At 54.5% G+C, this 20,612-nt stretch carries 18 protein-coding genes and 1 pseudogene; 11 read left to right on the top strand and 8 right to left on the bottom strand.

What is annotated here, in order from left to right; all coding sequences use genetic code 11:
• The first annotated feature begins 549 nt into the window (after positions 1–549).
• A complete protein-coding gene (locus JUK32_RS17990) occupies positions 550–3,021 on the top strand; it encodes a hybrid sensor histidine kinase/response regulator (RefSeq protein ID WP_204140244.1) in 2,472 nt (823 codons plus the stop codon).
• 241 nt (positions 3,022–3,262) lie between these two features.
• Here JUK32_RS17990 and JUK32_RS17985 read toward each other — a convergent pair whose 3' ends face one another.
• Together JUK32_RS17985 and JUK32_RS17980 are read right to left on the bottom strand one after the other, a co-directional pair.
• Positions 3,263–3,745, bottom strand: a complete 483-nt coding sequence (locus tag JUK32_RS17985) for a flavin reductase family protein (RefSeq protein WP_204140243.1) — start codon at positions 3,743–3,745, stop codon at positions 3,263–3,265.
• Between the two features lie 73 nt (positions 3,746–3,818).
• Positions 3,819–5,210, bottom strand: coding sequence for an NAD-dependent malic enzyme (locus tag JUK32_RS17980; protein WP_204140242.1), 1,392 nt, complete (start codon positions 5,208–5,210; stop codon positions 3,819–3,821).
• Positions 5,211–5,448: 238 nt separating this feature from the next.
• Here JUK32_RS17980 and JUK32_RS17975 point away from each other — a divergent pair, with 238 nt between their 5' ends.
• From JUK32_RS17975 to JUK32_RS17965, 3 genes are all read left to right on the top strand, one after another.
• The gene (locus tag JUK32_RS17975) at positions 5,449–5,931 is read left to right on the top strand and encodes an SRPBCC domain-containing protein (RefSeq protein ID WP_204140241.1); all 483 of its coding nucleotides are present in this window, start codon (positions 5,449–5,451) and stop codon (positions 5,929–5,931) included.
• Positions 5,932–6,118: 187 nt separating this feature from the next.
• Positions 6,119–7,075 carry an RNA polymerase sigma factor, RpoD/SigA family gene (locus tag JUK32_RS17970; RefSeq protein ID WP_204140240.1) on the top strand — a complete coding sequence of 319 codons (957 nt, stop codon included), beginning with the start codon at positions 6,119–6,121 and terminating at the stop codon, positions 7,073–7,075.
• Positions 7,076–7,340: 265 nt separating this feature from the next.
• Complete coding sequence (locus tag JUK32_RS17965; RefSeq protein ID WP_204140239.1) at positions 7,341–7,964, top strand: hypothetical protein; 624 nt, start codon at positions 7,341–7,343, stop codon at positions 7,962–7,964.
• A gap of 56 nt (positions 7,965–8,020) precedes the next feature.
• Here JUK32_RS17965 and JUK32_RS17960 read toward each other — a convergent pair whose 3' ends face one another.
• Together JUK32_RS17960 and JUK32_RS17955 are read right to left on the bottom strand one after the other, a co-directional pair.
• Positions 8,021–8,770: a creatininase family protein gene (locus tag JUK32_RS17960; RefSeq protein ID WP_204140238.1), complete on the bottom strand. Its 750-nt coding sequence runs from the start codon at positions 8,768–8,770 to the stop codon at positions 8,021–8,023.
• 295 nt (positions 8,771–9,065) lie between these two features.
• Positions 9,066–9,464: a response regulator gene (locus JUK32_RS17955; protein ID WP_204140237.1), complete on the bottom strand. Its 399-nt coding sequence runs from the start codon at positions 9,462–9,464 to the stop codon at positions 9,066–9,068.
• A gap of 220 nt (positions 9,465–9,684) precedes the next feature.
• Between JUK32_RS17955 and gyrA the strand changes: the two genes are divergently transcribed.
• Both gyrA and JUK32_RS17945 read left to right on the top strand, forming a co-directional pair.
• The gene (gyrA, locus tag JUK32_RS17950; RefSeq protein ID WP_204140236.1) at positions 9,685–12,228 is read left to right on the top strand and encodes a DNA gyrase subunit A; all 2,544 of its coding nucleotides are present in this window, start codon (positions 9,685–9,687) and stop codon (positions 12,226–12,228) included.
• 80 nt (positions 12,229–12,308) lie between these two features.
• Complete coding sequence (locus tag JUK32_RS17945) at positions 12,309–13,601, top strand: ABC transporter ATP-binding protein (protein WP_204140235.1); 1,293 nt, start codon at positions 12,309–12,311, stop codon at positions 13,599–13,601.
• Between the two features lie 53 nt (positions 13,602–13,654).
• Here the strand turns inward: JUK32_RS17945 and JUK32_RS17940 are convergent, their stop codons facing one another.
• Together JUK32_RS17940 and JUK32_RS17935 are read right to left on the bottom strand one after the other, a co-directional pair.
• Positions 13,655–14,221, bottom strand: coding sequence for a transposase (locus JUK32_RS17940; protein ID WP_204140234.1), 567 nt, complete (start codon positions 14,219–14,221; stop codon positions 13,655–13,657).
• Positions 14,222–14,474: 253 nt separating this feature from the next.
• Positions 14,475–15,443 (bottom strand): annotated as a pseudogene (locus JUK32_RS17935) (type IIL restriction-modification enzyme MmeI); the annotation flags it as partial.
• Between the two features lie 215 nt (positions 15,444–15,658).
• On the opposite strand from JUK32_RS17935, the gene JUK32_RS17930 reads away from it, so the two are divergent.
• The 5 genes from JUK32_RS17930 to JUK32_RS17910 all read left to right on the top strand — a co-directional run bounded on the left by JUK32_RS17930 (position 15,659) and on the right by JUK32_RS17910 (position 19,055).
• Positions 15,659–16,057 carry a resolvase gene (locus JUK32_RS17930; RefSeq protein ID WP_239112799.1) on the top strand — a complete coding sequence of 133 codons (399 nt, stop codon included), beginning with the start codon at positions 15,659–15,661 and terminating at the stop codon, positions 16,055–16,057.
• A 379-nt stretch (positions 16,058–16,436) separates the two neighbouring features.
• Positions 16,437–16,622, top strand: coding sequence for a hypothetical protein (locus tag JUK32_RS17925; RefSeq protein ID WP_204140232.1), 186 nt, complete (start codon positions 16,437–16,439; stop codon positions 16,620–16,622).
• A gap of 216 nt (positions 16,623–16,838) precedes the next feature.
• Positions 16,839–17,348 (top strand): inorganic diphosphatase, encoded by a 510-nt coding sequence (locus tag JUK32_RS17920; protein WP_204140231.1) that lies wholly within the window; start codon positions 16,839–16,841, stop codon positions 17,346–17,348.
• A gap of 318 nt (positions 17,349–17,666) precedes the next feature.
• Positions 17,667–18,578, top strand: coding sequence for an MBL fold metallo-hydrolase (locus tag JUK32_RS17915; protein ID WP_239112797.1), 912 nt, complete (start codon positions 17,667–17,669; stop codon positions 18,576–18,578).
• 102 nt (positions 18,579–18,680) lie between these two features.
• Positions 18,681–19,055, top strand: coding sequence for a DUF423 domain-containing protein (locus tag JUK32_RS17910; protein WP_204140230.1), 375 nt, complete (start codon positions 18,681–18,683; stop codon positions 19,053–19,055).
• Positions 19,056–19,205: 150 nt separating this feature from the next.
• Here the strand turns inward: JUK32_RS17910 and JUK32_RS17905 are convergent, their stop codons facing one another.
• Complete coding sequence (locus tag JUK32_RS17905; protein WP_204140229.1) at positions 19,206–19,667, bottom strand: divergent PAP2 family protein; 462 nt, start codon at positions 19,665–19,667, stop codon at positions 19,206–19,208.
• A gap of 17 nt (positions 19,668–19,684) precedes the next feature.
• Positions 19,685–20,593: a geranylgeranyl diphosphate synthase CrtE gene (gene crtE / locus JUK32_RS17900; RefSeq protein WP_204140228.1), complete on the bottom strand. Its 909-nt coding sequence runs from the start codon at positions 20,591–20,593 to the stop codon at positions 19,685–19,687.
• Positions 20,594–20,612 lie beyond the last annotated feature (19 nt).

The following is a 20,612-nucleotide window of genomic DNA, read 5'->3' as shown; positions in this document are numbered from 1 at the left end:
CAACTCTCGATACTGGTAGGTTGAGCGAAGTCGAAACCGGATTGAACGGGTACTTTATTTAGTTGCAGATCCCTTAGTAACGCGGCACTCTGATTAGTTGACAGGGTGCCGCGTTACTCGTTTTTCAAGATGCATTATGCGAGGGATGGACTGGCGCGATCGCCGCAAGAGGCCGCAGAGTGTGAAGCCGCGAAATGCGCTTTGAGCGACCTAATCCCCTGGCTGGGTAGTCAGGCCGATATTAATCGGCCAGAAGTTAAAGAGCCAATTGCGATGTGGGCAAACTGAGTTAGTTGCCGCTAATCAGCGATGGTGATCATCGTGCCAGCCAGAACGCTGAGCGGTCGTAAACCTGAATAGTCACGGTATGAAAGCAGTGAGCTCAGCCGCTGACGATGGCGATGGCGCCAAGTAGACCTGCAATTTCGGTGATTGAATTGCGGTTCTAGCCTGGTTCATTAGGTCACGTATTGCGGCTGTCATTTCCCTTTTCAGCGCTTCAAGGCTGCAACCAGACAATCAGGCTCTTTCTCCACTGTCAGGTTTTCTATGCGTGCTTTTCCCTTTCATCGACGCCTCACTCGCTTTTCCCTCTTGTGGGTGATCACGGTTCCCTTTCTGATCCAAACGATTCTCACCATTGCCTTTATTGGCTACTACTCCCTGCGCACCAGTCAGAAAGCGATCGATGATTTAGCCCAACGGTTGATGGAAGACATGGGCGATCATGCTCAGCAAGAAATTGAGCGGCGCTTAATGCTGCCTAATCGCATCAATGAAAGTAATCGGGTCGCCATCTTGAGTCAGGAACTCGATTGGACTGATCCAGACCAAATGGCGAGGCATTTTTTAAGTCAAAGTTATGGCTTTCAAGAACTCGATTTTATTTACTTTGCGAATGCGACCGGCGGCACAGTGCTGGCGGGTCAACAGATGCCCGGTCAATGGATTGTGCGCCAAAATCAACCGTTTGAAGCAGGCCCCTATTACACCTATCGTGCCGATGCTCATGGGGTTCAGTTGCCTGCCATCAACACGCAAAATTATGACGCTCGGACTCGGCCCTGGTATCAAGCGGCGCGGCGTGAGCGTCAGGCCGTGTGGAGTCCGATCTATTTGTTTAACAGTCGGCAGACCCTCGGCATTTCGGCTAGTTTGCCCGTATTGACGACTGAGGGACAATTGCTGGGGATTTTAAGCAGTGACTTATCGCTTGAAAATCTCAACCAGTTTTTACAAACCCTCACCTCGGTTGATTATGAGACGGCGACAACGGTTTATTTGATGGAACGGAGTGGTGATCTGATTGCCAGTTCCACTGATGCCCCAACCTTTTCCATCTCGGAGACGAGTGAGGTAAAGCGCATTCCAGCTGTCGAAAGCCAAGATGAGTTGATCCGGAACAGTAGCCAACAATTGCAAGCGCTCAACCCGGAGACGATCCTGCTCGGTCATCACCGGTTGCGGCTCAACCAAACGGCTCACTATTTTCAGGTAAATCGGCTTCAGGATGCCCAGGGACTGGATTGGGTGATGGTTTTGGTGGTGCCAGAGGCCGAGTTTACGCAACAGGTGAAAGAGAGTTTTAAGATCACGATTATTCTCTTTAGCTTTGCTGGCGTTGCGAGTATTGGGTTTGGGTGGCTGCTTTATCGGGGTTTGCTGTCTCCTATCACGCGCCTTTGCCACGAAGCCCATGCCCTCACTCAGGGTAACTGGGATTTTCCCATCACGAGTGAAGGTTCTCGAGAGTTTGAGCAGTTGTCGCAAGCGTTTCAAATCATGCGGCAACAGGCCAAAGATCTCAATGAGGCCAATCAAGAGTTGGCACAAGCGACCCGGTTGAAAGATGAGTTTCTCGCCAACATGAGCCACGAGCTGCGCACGCCGCTGAATGCCATTCTGGGGATGACGGAAGGGCTACAGGAGAAAATTTTTGGGGATGTCAATGAGCAGCAGCTCAAAGCCCTTGGCACCGTAGAAAAGAGTGCTGATCACCTGTTAGCGCTGATTAATGACATTCTTGATGTGGCCAAAATTGAGTCAGGGAACATCACCCTGGAATATAGCGGCGTCTCCGTACAGCAATTGTGTCGCTCCAGCCTGACCTTTGTGAAACAGCAAGCTCTAAAGAAAAGTATCCAGCTGCAAACGCATATTCCGCCTCATCTGCCGGATGTTTGCGTGGATGAAATTCGGATCCGGCAGGCGCTACTCAATTTATTGACCAATGCGGTGAAGTTTACGCCGGAGGGTGGCACTGTGACCATCAGTGCGGCAATGATTGCCTTAACTGAAGCGGATGCGGCTCGCCCGCCTCATTTGCGGATTGCGATCGCGGATACGGGCATTGGCATTGCCCCTGAAAACATCTCAAAACTATTTCAACCTTTTGTGCAAGTGGATAGTGCCCTCAATCGTAAATATGAGGGCACTGGACTGGGCCTGGCCTTAGTCCAAAAAATCGTCGAGCTGCATGGCGGGCAAATTGGGCTGACCAGTGAGCTCGGAAAAGGCAGTTGTTTCACGATTGATCTGCCCTATCAACCGGATGTGGCGATCGCTCTACCAGCAGCGCAGTCATCCGGTGCCCATGATTCTGAGCTGACGCATTCGCCTGCGATCGCGCCACCCTCCTCCCCCTCGATTTTGGTTTTGTTGGCAGAAGATAACTCGGCGAATGTGGCGACGATCTCTAGTTATTTGACGGCCAAAGGATATTGCCTGTTGTGTACAGATAATGGTCAAGAGGCGCTTGATTTGGCTCTCTTTCACCATCCTGATGTCCTGGTGCTGGATATTCAAATGCCCGTGATGGATGGCCTCGCCGCGATAGAGAAAATTCGTCAGCAGCCCAGTTTGCGTGAAGTTCCCATCATTGCCCTAACCGCGTTGGCGCTGGCGGGTGATCAAGAACGCTGTTTGGTTGTCGGGGCGGATGAATATTTGAGCAAACCCGTGCAACTCAAGCAATTAGAGCGCGTCATCAGAAAGCTGCTGGCTGATCGTCGTGCACCATAATGCCAAGGGGCGATCGCTCCCGTCCCAGACCATGATGCCTGCCGGAGCCGCGCGCCCGGAGCCGACCGGGGAAGCTGACCTGCTGCCAGGCGAGAGCCTTATCCGGTGAGATTCCTTAGAGATGATTATTAGATGACAATAATCTTCACCCCCCGGTAGCTTGAGCTAATGCGTGGAAAAGCAGCGGGTGCGTAGCAACCGGGGAGTTGGGGACTCGCTCTGAGTCATGTCCGAAACGAATTTAGCCGCCGTAATTCCAGCCGGTGCTTTCGAGCAAGAGGGGATCGCCCTCGCGGTGAATCGCGGCACCGACCACTTCGCCCACAAAGACGGTGTGATCGCCATGTTCAACAGCACCCACCACCCGGCATTCCACATAGCCTAGGGTGTCTTTAATGACGGGGCAGCCGGTTTCCGGCGCTGCGTAAAATTCGATGTCTTCAAACTTGTTGCCCACCCGACGCTGGGGCTTAAAAAAGTTTTGTGCCATGTCCTTTTGGCCCGCTTCTAAAAAGCTGAGGGCAAAGACGCCGCTTTGCTTCACCATTTCGTGGGAGCCGGAATCGTTCTTGACGCAGTTCACCACGAGTGGCGGCTGAAACGAAGCCTGCATCACCCAACTGGCGGTGAAGCCGTTCACGTCTTCGCCATTGCGCACGCCGCAAATGTAGAGTCCATGGGGAATTTTGCGCAGCAGCGTTTTTTTAGCCTGTTCGTCCAACATGCGATTTCTCCTACCTAACTGTCTCATTCATCTTACCGGGGGGCGATCGCTCGCGAATCCCACGGCAGTCAGATCACACACGGGCGACCCCTTCTTCCCGCGCGGCTTGCTGCACCGCAGAGGCCACCGCCTGAGACACGCGGGCATCGAATACCGAAGGGATGATGTGCTCGGCATTGAGTTCATCCGGGGTCACCAGGGCGGCGATCGCGTGGGCGGCTTCCAAAAACATGCCCGTGGTCATGGCTTTGGCCCGGCAGTCCAACGCGCCGCGAAACACGCCAGGAAAGGCCAATACATTGTTGATCTGGTTGGGATAGTCGCTGCGGCCCGTCGCCATCACCGCCACCAGACCAGACACCAGCTCCGGCTGAATTTCGGGAATGGGGTTGGCCATGGCAAACACAATGGGATCGGCTGCCATCGACTTCACCATGTCTACCGAAACGACGCCGGGGGCGCTCACCCCCAAAAAGACATCGGCGTTTTTCATCGCGTCGGCGAGCTGGCCGGACTCTTCTACGGCAAAGCCTTGTTTTTGGGAGTTCAAATCCGTGCGATCGCGGGCAATGATGCCCTTTGAGTCACACATCAGAATGGTTTTGGCCCCGGCTTTTTGCAGCAACAGGGCGATCGCCACCCCGGCGGCCCCGGCCCCGTTGATCACAATGCGAATGTCGCCGAAGGCTTTGCCCACCAGCTTCAACGCATTGGTGAGGGCGGCCAACACCACGATCGCGGTGCCGTGCTGGTCATCATGAAAGATGGGAATGTCGGTTTCGGCTTTGAGCCGCGCCTCAATTTCAAAACAGCGGGGGGCGCTAATGTCTTCCAGATTGACCCCGCCAAATACCGGCGCAATGCGTTTGACGGTTTCCACAATTTCGTCAGTATCCTGCGTTGCTAAGCAGATGGGAAAGGCGTCAATATTCGCAAACTCTTTGAACAGCAGCGCCTTCCCTTCCATCACCGGCAGTGCCCCCTCCGGCCCTAAATTGCCCAGCCCCAGCACCGCACTGCCATCGGTGACGATCGCCACCATGTTTTGCTTCACCGTCAGGTCATAGACGCGCTCAGGTTCAGCGGCGATCGCCTTACACACGCGCCCCACCCCCGGTGTGTAAGCCATAGCCAGGTCATCCTGGTTGCGCACCGCAATGCGGCTCGTGACTTCGATTTTGCCACCTTTATGGAGCTGAAACGTGCGATCTTCTGCCTTTAACAAGATCACCTGGTCCACCTGCTTCACGGCTCCAATAATTTCTTCGGCGTGCTCACTACTAGACGCATCCACCGTAATCTCGCGGGTGACAAACTGGCGCGTTCTTTCCAACAGGCGCACATCTTCCAAATTGCCCCCAGCCGTCGCGATCGCCTGCGTGACTTGGGCCAGCATACCGGTCTGATTGGGGAGCTTGAGGCGGAGGGTCAGACCATAGCTAGAGTTGGGCGTGAGTTGAACCATGAACTTTCCTATGATGAAGCCGTTAACGCGTAATTGTCGCTGCAAAAGCCCGCCGCTTTGGGCAGACTATAAGAAAATGGTATGTCGATTTTGAGGCTAGAGAACAGCTCTGATTGCCTAAAGTCGAAAAACCCTGACGTGACCCTCCAGGGCGATATGCACGACGTCGCAAAATCAGCGATCGGTGCCCACTTATGGACGCTGCCACCCTCATACCCCCTACTTTGCCACTCCCCCAATGCCCACTCTGCGAACCCAAATTGAAATCAATGCGCCTCGGGCTATGGTTTGGGATGTGCTCACCCGCAAAGACGAATGGCGACGGTGGAATACCTTTTTGTTTGATGCCGATCCGGCCCTCGCTCTGCGCCAAGGGCAAGAAGTCTTTCTCTCGGTCCGGCGGTTGGAGGATGATGAATTCACCGATTTTGAGCCGTTGATTACGCTGGTGCAGCCAAATAATTGCTTGCGTTGGATCGCCAAAATGCCCGGTTTCAAAAGTGAGTCGGCCTTTGAACTCCAAGACCTTAGCCCCACCCGCACCCTTTACACGCACCAACAGCGGTTCAAAGGCATTCTCTCAACGGTGTTTTTACCCTTCATTCGCCAGGATGAAAAGCAGGGCATGAAACGTATGGCCCGCCAGCTCAAACGCTATGTGGAGCACCGGGAATATCGCCAATATCAACGGGAAAAGCGCGATCGGCGCTATGGCGCATAAGGTTTCACTCCGCATCAAACGGTGGCTGAGTGGAGCGATCGGAGCGATCCTTTGGGCAATCGTTGACGGCGTCTGTTGCGCTTTCAGAATTCAGGAATTAGCCTCGATCTCCTTCTCAGGAAAGATGCGTCAGTGTGAAGTTTTGTAGATGATATATGTACTGCCCAAAACTCTCTACACACATTCCATGCCCAGCAAAAAATCTTCTGATGCTGTCTATTCTTATCTCAAGTCTATTGGTCGTGTGCCGCTGCTCACCCATGAAGAAGAAATTCAGTTGGGTAAGCAGGTAAAGCAAATGATGCCGTTTGAAGCGGTTTTCGAAGAACTGACTGAAACGTTGCAACGTGAGCCCTCCATTCATGAGTGGGCTGAGCACGCCGAGGTTAGCGTAATCCATCTCAAGCGAGTCGTGCGCGCCGGCAAGCAAGCTAAGCACAAGATGATTGAGGCGAATTTGCGTCTAGTGGTCTCGATCGCGAAAAAGTACACCGATCGCAATTTGGACTTGCTTGACCTGATTCAAGAGGGCTCTATCGGCCTGAACCGGGCGGTCGAAAAGTTTGACCCCGCGAAGGGTTACCGCTTTAGCACCTATGCCTACTGGTGGATTCGGCAGGCGATGACGCGAGCGATCGCTGAGAAAAGCCGCGTTGTTAGATTGCCTATTCACGTCACTGAGACGCTGAACAAAATCAAGAAAGCTCAGCGTCAAATTACCCAGCAAAAAGGCCGCACCGCGACTATCGAAGAAGTAGCAGAACAGCTCGATCTCACGCCAAAGCGGGTGCGCGACTGTATGCGCCTGTCGCGACGACCCCTCTCGTTGGAATTGCGAGTCGGCGACAACCAAGATACCGAACTTGCTGATTTGCTGGAGTCCGACGACGGTTCGCCCGAAGAGTTTGCGACCGAGCGAGCGTTGAAGTCTGACTTGCGCGATCTGATCGCGTCACTGACCCCGCAACAGCAAGAGGTCTTGACCCTACGCTTTGGTTTGCAAGACGGCAATCCTTTGTCGCTAGAAAAAGTGGGGCGACGCTTGAACGTCAGCCGTGAGCGCGTGCGTCAACTGCAAAAGCAGGCGATCAGCAAACTGCGGCAGCATCGCAGCGAACTGCGCGAATACTTAGCGGCGGTGTAACGCCAGCAGTGGTATCGGCTTGAACTGTTGAGCTTGAAGAATCTGGCGGTAGTTACCAGCTGGGCTGGATTCATTAGCAAATCGCAGCGTCCCTATCTTGAGGGCGCTGCTTTTTTGTGATGGATATGCCGCTTGCCCAGCAGCGCTGTAGAAGCATACTTGCCTGAGGAAACACGGTGAGGTAAGCCGTATTTCAGGTATAAAGAAACACGCAAATTGATGCTGTAGATCACTCACACGTATCAATTCTGAGTGTTATTCAAGCATGGAATCTTATCCCGGGCCGTCTGGCTTTTCGTCACTGCAACAGTTGCTGGAAGCATTAGCCACCATCATTACTGAGGCATCCCATCACCGAAAAAATGCCTGGGTGCTGAATACTGAGTTGGACACCATATTCCGTAAGAAACATGCAATTTCTATCGAGAGAGCTTTACATGCTCAAGTCTCAGGTAGCGATTTGAGAAATCTCCTCTGCCATTGCCGTTCTCCGCATTTCAGAGTCTATCCCACCTCGGATCCACAAAAGTTTTATATTCGGCTTTTAGAGGCAGTTATGCCTCATGGTGGCTTCGAGTCACAGGTTCGACCATGCGGGAAGAGCCCAGAACATCAGCCAACGTTAGTGCCTGAGATGATCTCAATAGAGGCTTTAGAGCTAGCACTGATAGAAATCATTAAGGGCCTAACAAGCTTGGAAGGATTTACATCAATTGAGGCCGTGAGCCGCAAATTTTGTGCCGATTACAAGCAACCCATCCAGCTTGTAATGCGCTGTGTTTGTTCTGGTTGGCAGCTCATTGAGCTACTTCAGACCATGCCAACTCTTGATATTCAGAAGGTTGAGGGTAATTGGCAGATTCGGTTGATGACTGATCTTAATGGCTAAATCATCTAGGCCGATGTGATACACGATCACAATAACTTCGGTTGGTGGCGATCGCTCTAATCGGCGGCGAGAAATTGCAGATAATCGCTGCTGAGTTCTTTGACTGCTGCTTCGTACAGTCGCTGGCCGTGTTCGGGGGTGGCGAGGGCGGGGTTGGAGCCCATGCGCCCATCGGGATAATGCTGGCGAAAATCGGCGGCGCTGTAGATGGGATAGCCAGCGGGGGCAATTTGCGGGTTGAGATCAGCCTGTTTGATGTGGTCGGGATAGGCGAACTGGGTCAAGGCGACTTCACTCGGCGTCGCGTGGGAGCCTTCCTGATAGCCGTAGAGGTCTTTGGCGATCGCGTACACCGATCGCGCCATGTACCAGTTCGCCACCTTGCACCGCACCCGCCCTGAGTTTTCCAGTCCTAAATCGGCGAGATGGGCATAGGTTTCGGCAAAGGCGGCCTTTAGGGTGGCGACATTACCGCCGTGCCCGTTGATGAAAAAGAACCGCTCAAACCCATAGCGGGCGAGCGGTTTTACATAATCTTGAATCAGCGCGATCAGCGTGCTGGGCCGCAGACTGATACTGCCGGGAAAGGCGGTGTGGTGCAGCGCCATCCCTACATTAATGGTGGGGCCAATCACCGCTCCCGTGGCTTCGCCGACGCCCCGCGCTACCGTCTCTGCACAAATGGCATCAGTACCAATCAGCCCCGTCGGGCCATGTTGTTCGGTAGAGCCGATAGGAAAGATGATGCCTTGGGAGGTCTGGAGGTAGGTCTCGATTTCGGGCCAGGTGGAGAGATGGAGTTGCATGGGGTGTGTGTGAGGGGAGCTGAGTGGTTGGGTGGTTGGGTGTGAGGGTACCTGGGTCGGGGCGAGGCATATTCTGGGCAGGGTGGCGCGCAGACCAAGATCTGGCTGCGAACCGGCCTCGTCCCCAACCCCAGCAGATCAAAACTGCTGTCTAATTCCTCGCTCAGACAGTTCCTGCGCGTTCGGGTAAACCGCGCCAGATCAGCGGCTGAAGACGTTGCTAGCGCTCGACATGATCGCGGTAATGCAACAGCAAAAGAGCACGAAATACTTGCGATGTAGTACAAATATACTGCTATGATTGCGGCATTAGGGCAGCAATATCATCGATAAACTTTTGATGATCAATCACGGGTTTGCTGATGTAGCCGTCGGCTCCACTTTGGGAGAGGAAGTTTTCGCGATCGCCCTGCATCGCGTGGGCGGTAACCAAAATGACGGGCAGGTCGGCGGTCACCGGGTCAGCTTTCAGCATTTGGGTAATTTTGATGCCATCGACGGGTTTGCCCTCAAAGAGACTGTGCGCTAAGGAGACATCCATCAAAATGACATCGGCTTGGCGTTCGCGGGCGATCTTCATCACTTCGGTCACATCTTCCGTATGCTTAACCTCAAAGCCTCCTCTTTTCGACAAAATTTTCGAAAAGACGCGGGCGTTAATCATGTCATCTTCGACAATGAGAACGGTCTTCATGGTAATTCCTTAAACGGCGTCAGCCTCAGAGCGGGGTCAAATCTTGCTACATTGCCCAATGTGCATAATCACGCAATCAGGGCATGAATTAATCCTAGCTGCAAGATATTGCAAACTGGCGACATTTGCCTTTACCTTACAGCATTGTTAGTGTCGGCTTTGCTAGACCCAATGCAGCCGAACTCATCTATTCATTCCCAATTTCAGAGGACAGGGATTCATGGCGGATCAACTCAACATTCTTTCAGCCGGGCAGGTTGTGCCGACCCCTCTGCATACCGAGGTGCAGCGCTCCTATCTGGAATATGCCATGAGTGTCATCGTCGGGCGGGCCTTGCCCGATGTGCGAGACGGTCTGAAACCGGTGCATCGCCGCATTCTCTACGCCATGTACGAGCTGGGCTTGAGCCCCGATCGCCCCTTTCGCAAATGTGCCCGCGTAGTGGGGGATGTGCTGGGTAAGTATCATCCCCACGGGGATCAGGCCGTGTACGATGCCCTGGTGCGCATGGTGCAGGACTTTTCGAGTCGGTATCCGCTGCTGGCGGGGCACGGTAACTTTGGTTCGGTGGATAATGATCCCCCAGCGGCGATGCGTTATACGGAGACCCGCTTGGCCGCCGTCAGCTTTGAATCGCTGCTGGACAACATTGGCGAAGCGACCGTCGATTTTATCGATAACTTTGACAATTCCCAGCAAGAGCCGATTGTGCTCCCGGCGCAGTTGCCCAACCTGTTGCTGAATGGCTCGTCGGGGATCGCCGTGGGCATGGCGACCAATATTCCCCCCCATAATTTGGGTGAGGTGGTGGATGGGCTCATTGCCCTGATCGATCGCCCCACTCTGTCGGATGAGCGCTTGTTTGAGCTGATCCCCGGCCCGGACTTTCCCACTGGGGGCCAAATCATTGACACCAAAGGGGTGGAAGATGCCTATCGTACCGGACGCGGCAGCATTCCGGTGCGGGGCATTACCCAACTGGAGGAGGTGCGACCGGGGCGCGGTCGGCAGCGGCGGACGGCGATTATCGTCACAGAACTGCCCTACCAGGTCAACAAAGCCGGGTGGATTGAGAAGGTGGCCGATCTGGTCAATAACGGTCGCTTGGATGGCATTGCCGACATTCGGGATGAGAGCGATCGCGATGGCATGCGGGTGGTGATCGAACTGAAGCGCGAAACCCAACCGGAAGTGGTGCTCAGTGCGCTGTATCGGCAAACGCAGTTGCAGCATAACTTTGGGGCAATTATGCTGGCCCTCGACAATAGTCAGCCGCAGCAGCTCACCCTGCGGGAGATGCTGAATGCGTTTCTCAACTTTCGCGAAGAGACGCTGGTGCGGCAATATCGCTATGACCTGGAGAAAACAGAAAATCGCCTGCACATCGTAGAAGGGCTGATCCGGGCGCTGGAAAATCTGGATCAGCTGATTGAGATTTTGCGGCATGCCCCGGACGGCACGACGGCCAAGGTGTCGATGGGAGAAGAATTTGACCTCAGCGATCGCCAGTGTGACGCCATTCTCGCGATGCCGCTGCGACGGCTGACGGGGTTGGAACGGCAGAATCTGCAAACCGAATATGACGAACTCACGGCGCATCGGGATGACCTGTTGCGCTTGCTGAATGATCGCAACGAACTGCTGAAGTCACTGAAAAAAGAGCTGCGATCGCTGAAGAAAAAGTTTGGCGATGAGCGCCGCACCCGCATTCAAAGCGAAGCCGAACGGCAGGAAGAAACCGAGCAACTGGCGGAAATTCTGGCGGAGCATCAAGAAGAAGCGGTGGTGCTGGAATTTACCCAAAAGGGTTATGTGCGCCGTTCGACCACCCGGGCCTATCAGCGGCGACAGGCCCGCCAAACCGACACCGATCGCCAGGAATTCCAAGAAGAAGAAGATTCGACCTTGCACACTGAGACGGCGAACACGGCCCAAGAACTGCTGGTGCTCACCCGTGACGGCAAAGCCTTTACCCTCAACATTGGCGAGATTCCCCAAACGTCACGTCAATCTAAGGGGGTGCCGTTAGTCAACCTCTTGCCGAATTCTGCTGGTAGCGCTCCCGAGGCGATCGCCATTCACCTCGTGCTGACTGAAGCCGCGCTCACCCACGATTTGGTGTTGTTGACCCGATTGGGCAAAATCAAGCGAGTGCCGCTGGCGGATTTCCAAAATCTGACGGGGCGCGGCCTCACCGCCGTCAAACTCAAAAAGGGGGATGAGCTGGCGTTTATCACCTTGGTGCAGGCTGACGAAGAGCTGGCGATCGCGACTTCGGGGGGGCGGCTGATTCGGTTTGCGGTGAATGATGACAATTTATCGGTGATGGGGCGCACCGCCCAGGGACCCCAAGCTCTGCGCCTGCGCAAAGAAGAAAGCATTGTGGGTTGCGTCCGCATTCAACAAGCGGATGATTGTGTACTGATGATCTCGGCGGCAGGCTTTGCCAAGCGGTTGCCCATTGGGGGCATTCACCTCGGAGCGCGAGGCGGCATTGGCACCCAGGCGTTCTTGTTCAAACAAAAAACGGATCATTTGGTGGCGATCGCCCCCAGTCCCCTCAAAGGTGAAATCACGGTAGTGACCTCCCAGGCGCGCTGTGCCCACATCGCCATTGACACGATTCCCCGGCAGGGTCGCGATACCCCGACCAATTACCGCCTGAGCAAATTTGCCAAAGGTGAAAGAATTGAGACCGTGACTCTGACCGCGTTGGTTGATAATGAGACCAATACGGCCAGCGACGACGATTCTGAGGAGTAGTCGCCGCTAGTTAAACCCTGCCGGAATCTCGGATTCCGGGCTGGCAGATTGATCAAGATTTCGTGGAGGAGCCATCCATCTTGGCGCAGGTTGTCCTAGAAAATTTGTACAAAACCTTTGTAGGGCAAGGTCGGGCGCAGTCGGGGCAGGACGGCGAACCGTCGCCGCCGCAAGCCGTGCTGCGGCGGATCGACCTCCAGGTGCCAGACGGTGAGTTTATGGTGCTGGTGGGGCCGTCGGGCTGTGGCAAAAGTACTCTGTTACGGCTCATTTCGGGGCTGGAAGAAATTACGGCGGGCCATATTTGGGTGGGCGATCGCCAGGTGAACCAGCTGCCGCCCAAACAGCGGGACATCGCCATGGTGTTTCAGAGTTACGCGCTCTACCCGCATCTGACGGTGTACGACAATCTCGCCTTTGGACTGCGGCGCATGGGCGGCAGTCGGGCGCAACTGTTGGCCGCACCGACTGATCTACCGACCAATGCTGCTCTTGATGCGAATCAACAATTGCAAGATGCTTTGGCTCAGCGGACGCGCTGGCAAACGGCTCTCTCGGGAGCGACGCGACGACTGCCGAAGGGATTGCGGTATCAGGCACCTGCCGACAAATTAATTGACCAGCGGGTGCGATCGGTGGCGCAAATGTTGCAAATTGACGAATTGCTGAACCGTTTGCCTCGGCAACTCTCGGGGGGGCAAAAGCAGCGGGTGGCGTTGGGCCGCGCGATCGCCCGCAATCCCCAAGTCTTTTTGATGGATGAGCCGTTGTCGAACCTGGATGCCAAGCTGCGCACGGAAACGCGCGCGCAAATTGTGAACCTGCAACGGCAACTCGGCATCACGACGATCTACGTCACCCACGACCAGGTGGAAGCGATGACGATGGGCGATCGCATCGCGGTCATGAATGCCGGACAAATCCAGCAGTGTGCCACCCCGCTGGAACTCTATCGTTGTCCCGCCAACCGCTTTGTGGCCGCCTTCATTGGGTCGCCGCCGATGAACTTTTTGCCGGTGCAAGTGAACGCGCCGTTACTGGTGACGCATCCCGATTTTCGGCTCACCCTCCCCGGTGAGTGGGAAGCGACGCTGAAGCCCTACGATGGTCAAACCGCCATCCTGGGGGTGCGTCCTGAGCACTTTACCCTCAGCTCCCCCGCGCCCAAAAATTTGCAGGTTCATGTGCGCCGCATCGAAGCGCTCGGCAGCGAAACCTATCTCGCAGTGCAGTTTGGGCCAGATTTGCTGCAAGTCCGTGTCGAACCCGATCGCACCTTTGTAATTGGGGAAGAACTCTGGTTGGCGATCGCCCCCGACAAAGTCCACCTCTTCGATGCCACCACCGACGCAGCTCTATTTCCCAGTAACTAGGGGACGCACCCTTTCAAAGGGTGCGTCCCCTGGCCCGAAAGGGTGCGTCCCCTCTAGTCGAACAGCAAATACTGGATCGACGAGTCTGGTGGGCTATCTTGCTCGACAAACTGCCGATAGGCAGCGACCGTGCCCGCTTGAGTCAGCACCGGTTCTCGTTGCGGTAGCGTGCCCGATCGCAACTCAGCGTAGTCCAAGTAGCTCGAAAACTCCCATTCGGCTGGATGCTGCACCAGTCTTGCTTTGACCGGATTGAGATGAATGTAGCGGGTCAAATGCAGCAAGTAATCATCGCGATCGACGGGCAAGGTCTGAAAGCGCCCCTGAAATAGACTGCCGCAGCGATCGTAGCGGTGGTTGATGGCATTGGTATAGGACAGGGTGAACCGTCGCATGGCGGCGTCGAGGTCGGCTTCTCGTAAATAAATCAAAAAGTGGTAATGATTGGGCATGAGGCAGTAAGCGACGACGTGAACCGTGGTAGTGGCTACGTAATGCCGAAACTGTTTCAGAAAGTGCAGATAGTTGGCGCGTTCAAAGAAGATGGCTTGACGGTTATTGCCCCGATTGTAGAGGTGGTAATAGTGGCCGGGGCTGACGGCTCGTGGGCGTCTGGGCATGGTGCAACCTGAGTCTCTAAGGTCAGCATGCCCAGCTAGCCATAAGGGGACGCACCCTTTCAAAGGGTGCGTCCCCTTATGGTGGGATCCCACGGGCCGACGACGGGTTCGCCAGTTTTTCTTTGTCAGCCAGCTCTAGGTTGAGGGCGAGGAGTTTTTCGAGGAGGTCGTCGTCGGGGCTGAAGCCGTAGGCTTGCGGTGGTGTAGTGGATGCCGTGGGCAGGCGATCGCGCAGCATTTGGCGGATTCTTTCGTCGATCGCGGATTCAAAGATGTTGCCAAAGATGGCGGGGCGCACCTTGCTCCAGTCTTCCAGGGCCGAGACTTCGAGGAATTTTAGCTCTTGGTGAGTCAGGTCGAGGGGATAGATTTCGGCAAACAATCCCCCGTTGAAATACTCCACGCCCTGATAGCGTCCGGCAGGGGTGAGGCCGGGGGTGTTCATTTCACGAAACAGGCCGCCGAGGATGTCGTAGGCGCTGCCGTTGCTGCTGAGGCAGTCTTGCACGCATTGCACAAACAGGCTGTCGGGCAACATGCGCCGATCTTCGGCAAACATGGCGAGCACGCATTGCAGCACGTAGCGTTGGGCGATCAGCGCCGCCATCTCTGCCTCGCTCCGGGTCCCCTCGCCCAGATTTGGGCGAGGGGCGAGGGGTGAGGGGAGTCCCTGACGGAGAAGGCGATCGCGCAGCATTTGGTACAGTTCGCCCATGCGGCCCGCCGCTTTTTCCGTCACCTCCACCTGGTTGTTGCCAAAGACGGATTTGCGCTCCTGCACCTCCATAAAGCCAAAGGTCGCCACGCGATCGGGCAGTTGCGCCAGCTCCACCATGTCGATCGGCGTGTCGATCTGGGTGTCAAAGTCGTACACCCAAAACTGATCAAAATTGCACAGCATCACATAGCGAGGCCGATTGGGCACCGCCCGCTGCCAATAGTCAAACGCTTGGGAATAGTGCTTGGTGAGATCCGCCCCCCGCTTCTTCATCTCAATCAGCACGCGGGGCTTCCACACCAGGTCGGCAAAGCCGGTTTTGCCCTTTTTGCTGCCCTTGTGGATGCGTTCTTCGTAGGTGGCCCCCGCCTCGATCGCCCCCTCATGCCCAAACGCGCGAAAAAACTTGTCGAGAAACAGCTGGGCCTCGCCTTTTTCGTCGCCTTTGAGGTATTCGTCAACGTACTGCACGAAGGTGTGGAGGCGCTGTTGGGTGTCAGTCATGGGGCGGCAGGGCAATTTTCTTTTCTTAAAGCTACCCAGCCCGCCGGGGAAGATCCGATTTACCGCAAAAACTTAAAGGTGACTTAAGGGGACACCCGAAAGGGGACGCACCCTTCCAAAGGGTGCGTCCCCTGGGTCTCCGGATTTTTCTCTCATTACCTTGAGATTCTGGCATCTCCTTTGTAGACTCAATTTGCACTGCGATGACGAGGGCTATGGAAGATACCACCGTGCTGTCAGAATTCGAGGAAACCACCCCGATTTCCTCCATTGATGAATTGCCGCCGGACGCTTACTTGACGGTGGATGAGGTGCAAAAGCAGATCAAGCGATCGCGCGCCTCGGTGTATCGCTATGCCAACACTCACCCCGACATTCTGAATCCGCCCTTTGATGCAAATAAGCTCAATCCTGAAGTGCGCAGCGATCGCGACGATCCCCTGCTGTTTCATCCCCGCGAGGTGCGGCGGTTTGCCCAAGACATCCTCGGGCTCAACCCTACCATCACCGTCCAACCGTCAGAAGAGACCACCACCCAAGAAATTCTCAAAGCCATCCTGGGAGAATTACGAGCGATTCGCCAGCACTTAGAAGCGCCCGCCGACCAGCCCTGACCCCCGGCTCGCGGCGGTCATCTCAGTCATATTGATCTAGCGCTCACCCTACCCCGCCCAACGCTTGATCGACAGCGAGGGCACCCCGATTTTGCAAGCTGGGCCGTGCCTTTCTTCTTGGGGAGAGAAAAACCAATGGGTCAGTTGATATTTGTTTACACTTTTCATGTAGAGTATGTTGTTCAACTCACAATTTTTAGTGGTTCCGTTCGCTACTGTAGTTATTAGTTGAGTTCGTTGGTCTAAGAGAGCCTAAATTTTCTCTAAGCTTTCTTGCAGATTACATTCTGCCTTGAGTTAGGCTGGGCTCAATTGGAAGACTAGAGTGTGTGGGTTTGTACGCATCGTTTTCAATTTCAGGTATTGTCATTGCGTCTTTATGGAATCTGTTAATACCTCCGAGAATGCTTCGGAACCTCCGAGTAGTCGCTTTTCTCATTTTGTGGGCACGGTCATTGCACTTTTGACGTTGATGCTGCCGCTTCTAGCGATCGCTCATTATTCTGCGGTGGACCCGCCTCCAGCTACCTTGCCGAGTTATCCGCTATCGCGATCTACCGAATAAACGATTGATGAGGATGCTCGCATCGCTCTAGGGTTGTTCGGCGTCTTCGCCTAAAATGCTAGGCGAAGCGTTGTCTCGTGTTCGCCGGAGTGGCAACCTCTAACTTGGGCTGCTGTGTTTGTGGCGGCTATGTCGTTAGTGGCGTTCCTCTGAGTCAACACTGGGGGTATTTTGCTCCGCAACGCTGGCCGACAACATCGTATCTGGAGACGCATTGTGGATTTATCTCGGATTCCCGCTCAGCCTGAAGCTGGTCTGATCAATGTTTTGATTGAAATTCCGGCGGGCAGCAAAAATAAGTACGAATTTGATAAAGATATGGGGGCGATGATCTTAGACCGAGTCCTCTTTTCTTCGGTTCAATATCCCTACGATTATGGCTTTGTGCCGAACACGCTGGCAGATGATGGTGACCCCCTGGATGGCATGGTGCTGATGGATCAGCCAACCTTTCCCGGCTGTGTCATTGCAGCGCGTCCCATTGGCATGTTGGAAATGATCGACGGGGGCGATCGCGACGAGAAGATTCTCTGTGTCCCGGCCGAAGATCCTCGCTACGCCGACGTGAAGTCCTTAGATGACATTGCAACTCATCGTCTCGATGAAATTGCGGAGTTCTTTGGGACGTATAAAAACCTCGAAAAGAAAGAGGTGCAAATTTTAGGGTGGCAAAACGTCGATAAAGTGAAGCCCCTGGTGCAGCAATGCATTGACGCCGTGAAATAACGTCGTTGCCGAGTATCAATGTCACGTGGGGATGGGTATCCTGATGAATGAGGCTGTCAGCATTGACAACTCCACCATCGTTTCGGTGGTGTACTGCATGAGTGAGGCTTATCCCCGATTTCGTGTAAAACGCGATATTTGGCCTGCTCGTCCTCTCTGGGGGGTGAGCAGGTGAGTAATAAAAGCCACTAAAATTTCCTGAACATACTGAAACGAGCCAGAATATCTACTAATAAAGATGCTGCGGAATCGACTTTGGGACGCCGTTATTGATGCCAGCGATTATTTAACCTAACCTTCTAGTTGTTGTTTTTCTCCATGCCAGACACAGATGCTGCAATGCTGACGGACAGTAACTCGACACCTGCTGAGGCGGGGCAAGCTGCGGTTGCGTCAGTGAATGAATGTGTGACAGTCAAATTTTGGGGGGTGCGCGGTAGTGTGCCGACCCCCGGTGCCGATACCGTGAGGTATGGCGGCAACACTGCCTGTGTAGAAATTCAGTTGCCTGGGCATCGCCTGGTGTTTGACGGTGGCACCGGGCTACGGGTGTTGGGCAAACACTTACTAGAGGCTGGTCAACCCGTTAGCGCCCATATCTTTTTTACCCACACTCATTGGGATCGAATTCAAGGATTTCCCTTTTTTGGGCCTGCATTTATTGCGGGCAATCATTTTGATGTGTACGGCGCGACGGCTGCGAATGGCGCGTCCATTAAACAACGGTTGACGGATCAAATGCTCCGGCCCAACTTTTTCACGCCGCTGCAAAAAATGTCGTCTACGATGAAATTTCACAACATTGCGGCAGGGAATATCATTCGCCTGGACGATCATGTCACTGTTGAAGCCATCTCGCTGAATTCTGCTACCAGCGCTCTCGGCTTTCGGGTCAATTATGCGGGCAAGTCAGTCGTCTATGCGACCGATAGTTACAATGCTGATGGCGGACCGGATCCGAGCTTGTTGTATCTGGCCCAGGCAGCAGAGTTGCTAGTGTATGGCGGCACCTATTCCGAGCCGGTTTATGCCAGCGTGGGGGGTGATCCGCAAGCGATATCCTGCGAACAGAGTATTGCGATCGCCGAAAAGACCCAGGTCAAAGAAATGATCCTGTTTCATCACAATCCACGGCACGATGATGACTATCTTGATCACCTGGAAATGGAAATCCACAATCGCTGTCCGCAATTGCGCCTGGCGCGTGAAGGCATGACGCTACAACCTTGAGCTGCGATCGCGAGTCCTGGTCAACCAAATCCCATCTTGACGACATCGCTGGGCTGAGAATGGTTTTACCCTATGACTGTGGATGATTCACGGTGACCAACGATGCAATTATTTTTGGCGATCGCGGCAATTTTAGGGGGGCTGGCTGTGGCGGCTGGGGCGTTCGCCAGCCACGCGCTGCAAAATCAACTGACTGAACGGGCGATCGCCGTGTTCAATACCGGTGTGCGATATCAGATGTACCACGCCTTAGCCTTGCTAATCGTCGCGATGCTATTGGGAACGGCGAAACAAGCCTTGCCATGGCTCACCGCTGCTGGCTGGTGTTTTATCGCCGGGGTGCTCCTGTTCTCTGGCAGCTTGTACCTCATCAGCTTGGCTGGCATCAAAGCCGTTGGCCCCGTCACCCCGATGGGTGGAGTCGCGTTGATTGCGGGGTGGGCCTGTTTAGCGATCGCAGCTGTGCGATGGGCGTAACCCAACCGACTATGAGCCCTAAATGATGCAATTTTATCGGTGAAGTTGAGCGGTGAGGGGATGCCATCTAATGTCAAACATGCCCAACTAATCTGCTGGCAACTTACACCTAGCGCTAGCCACTTAGGGCCGGATATCTAGGACTGACGTTTAGTACTGAAAACTGGCAGCTGCGACAAACGACACCACAAAACCAAGCATCGATCCGACAATCACTTGCACCGGGGTGTGCCCAAGCAATTCTTTCAGGCGCTCCTCATGAAATTCCGGTTTTTCTTGAAAGAGTTCGTCAATCATTTGGTTCAAGATTTTGGCTTGCTTGCCAGCGGCCTGTCGCACCCCCGCTGCGTCGTACATCACAATGACGGCAAATACGGTCGTGACGGCAAATGCCGGACTCGCCCAGCCCATCGTTTCGCCAATGCCACAGGCGAGTGCGGTCACCAAGGCCGAGTGAGAACTGGGCATGCCACCCGTTTCAACCAATACTCGGACGTTGATTTTGCGATGCACAATAAGCTCAAAGACCAGCTTAAGAGCTTGTGCGATGAGGCACGCGAGCAGCGCCACAATGAGGACGCGATTCTGCAAAATTTCACCAAGATCGTGCATGGTTTTCAACGAAGTTATCAATGAGTCCGGTCAACAATGAAGTCGGCGAGGGCCACCAAAGGCTGGGCAGCCGTCCCAAAACTATCTAACACGCCAGCTTTGGCCGTTGCCACTAAGGTTTGGGCCTGCTGCTTCGATGCTTCTAAGCCCCAAATGCTGGGGTAGGTCGCTTTTTGCGCGGCCAAATCTTTCCCCGCTGACTTGCCGAGTGCTTCGGACGTGGCGGTGATATCGAGAATGTCATCAATGATTTGAAACGCGAGGCCGATATTGTTGGCGTATTGCGCGAGGGTGTTGACCTGGGCCTCATCAGCTCCGGCGAGAATAGCGCCGGAAGTCACAGAAACCCGGAGTAACGCCCCGGTTTTGTGGGTGTGAATGTAGTTCAGGGTTTCCAAACTGACGTCGGTTGCCCCTTCCGAGGCTAAATCGACAATTTGTCCGCCCACGAGTCCTTCGGCCCCAACGGCTTTGCCCAGGTCAGCGACAACCCGCAGAATGCGCTCAGCGGGCACGTCCCGGGTTTGCGTTGCGACATATTCAAAGGCGTAGGTGAGCAGGGCGTCACCGGCGAGAATGGCGACATCTTCGCCATAGACTTTGTGGTTGGTCAGCTGGCCACGACGATAATCATCGTTGTCCATTGCGGGCAGATCGTCATGGATGAGGGACATGGTGTGAATCATTTCCAAGGCGCAGGCGGTGGGCATGGCCATGGGTTCGGTACCCCCCAGCAGGTCGCCAGTGGCTAAGCAGAGGATGGGGCGCAACCGTTTGCCCCCGGCGAGTAAGGAATATCGCATCGCCGCATAGACAGTTTCGGGATACCCGGTTGGGAGCGAGGCATCGAGGGCAGCTTCGACCCGCTGTTGGCGATCGCGCAAATAAGTTTTGAGGTCAAAAGTCATTTCAGTCGAAGAAGTCATTCCCCTACTCACCTGTATC

It is taken from the genome of Halomicronema sp. CCY15110, from assembly GCF_016888165.1.
Classification (GTDB): Bacteria; Cyanobacteriota; Cyanobacteriia; order Phormidesmidales; family Phormidesmidaceae; genus Halomicronema.
Note: the sequence above shows the minus strand (reverse complement) of the source record. Positions and strands in the feature narration are given on the sequence as shown.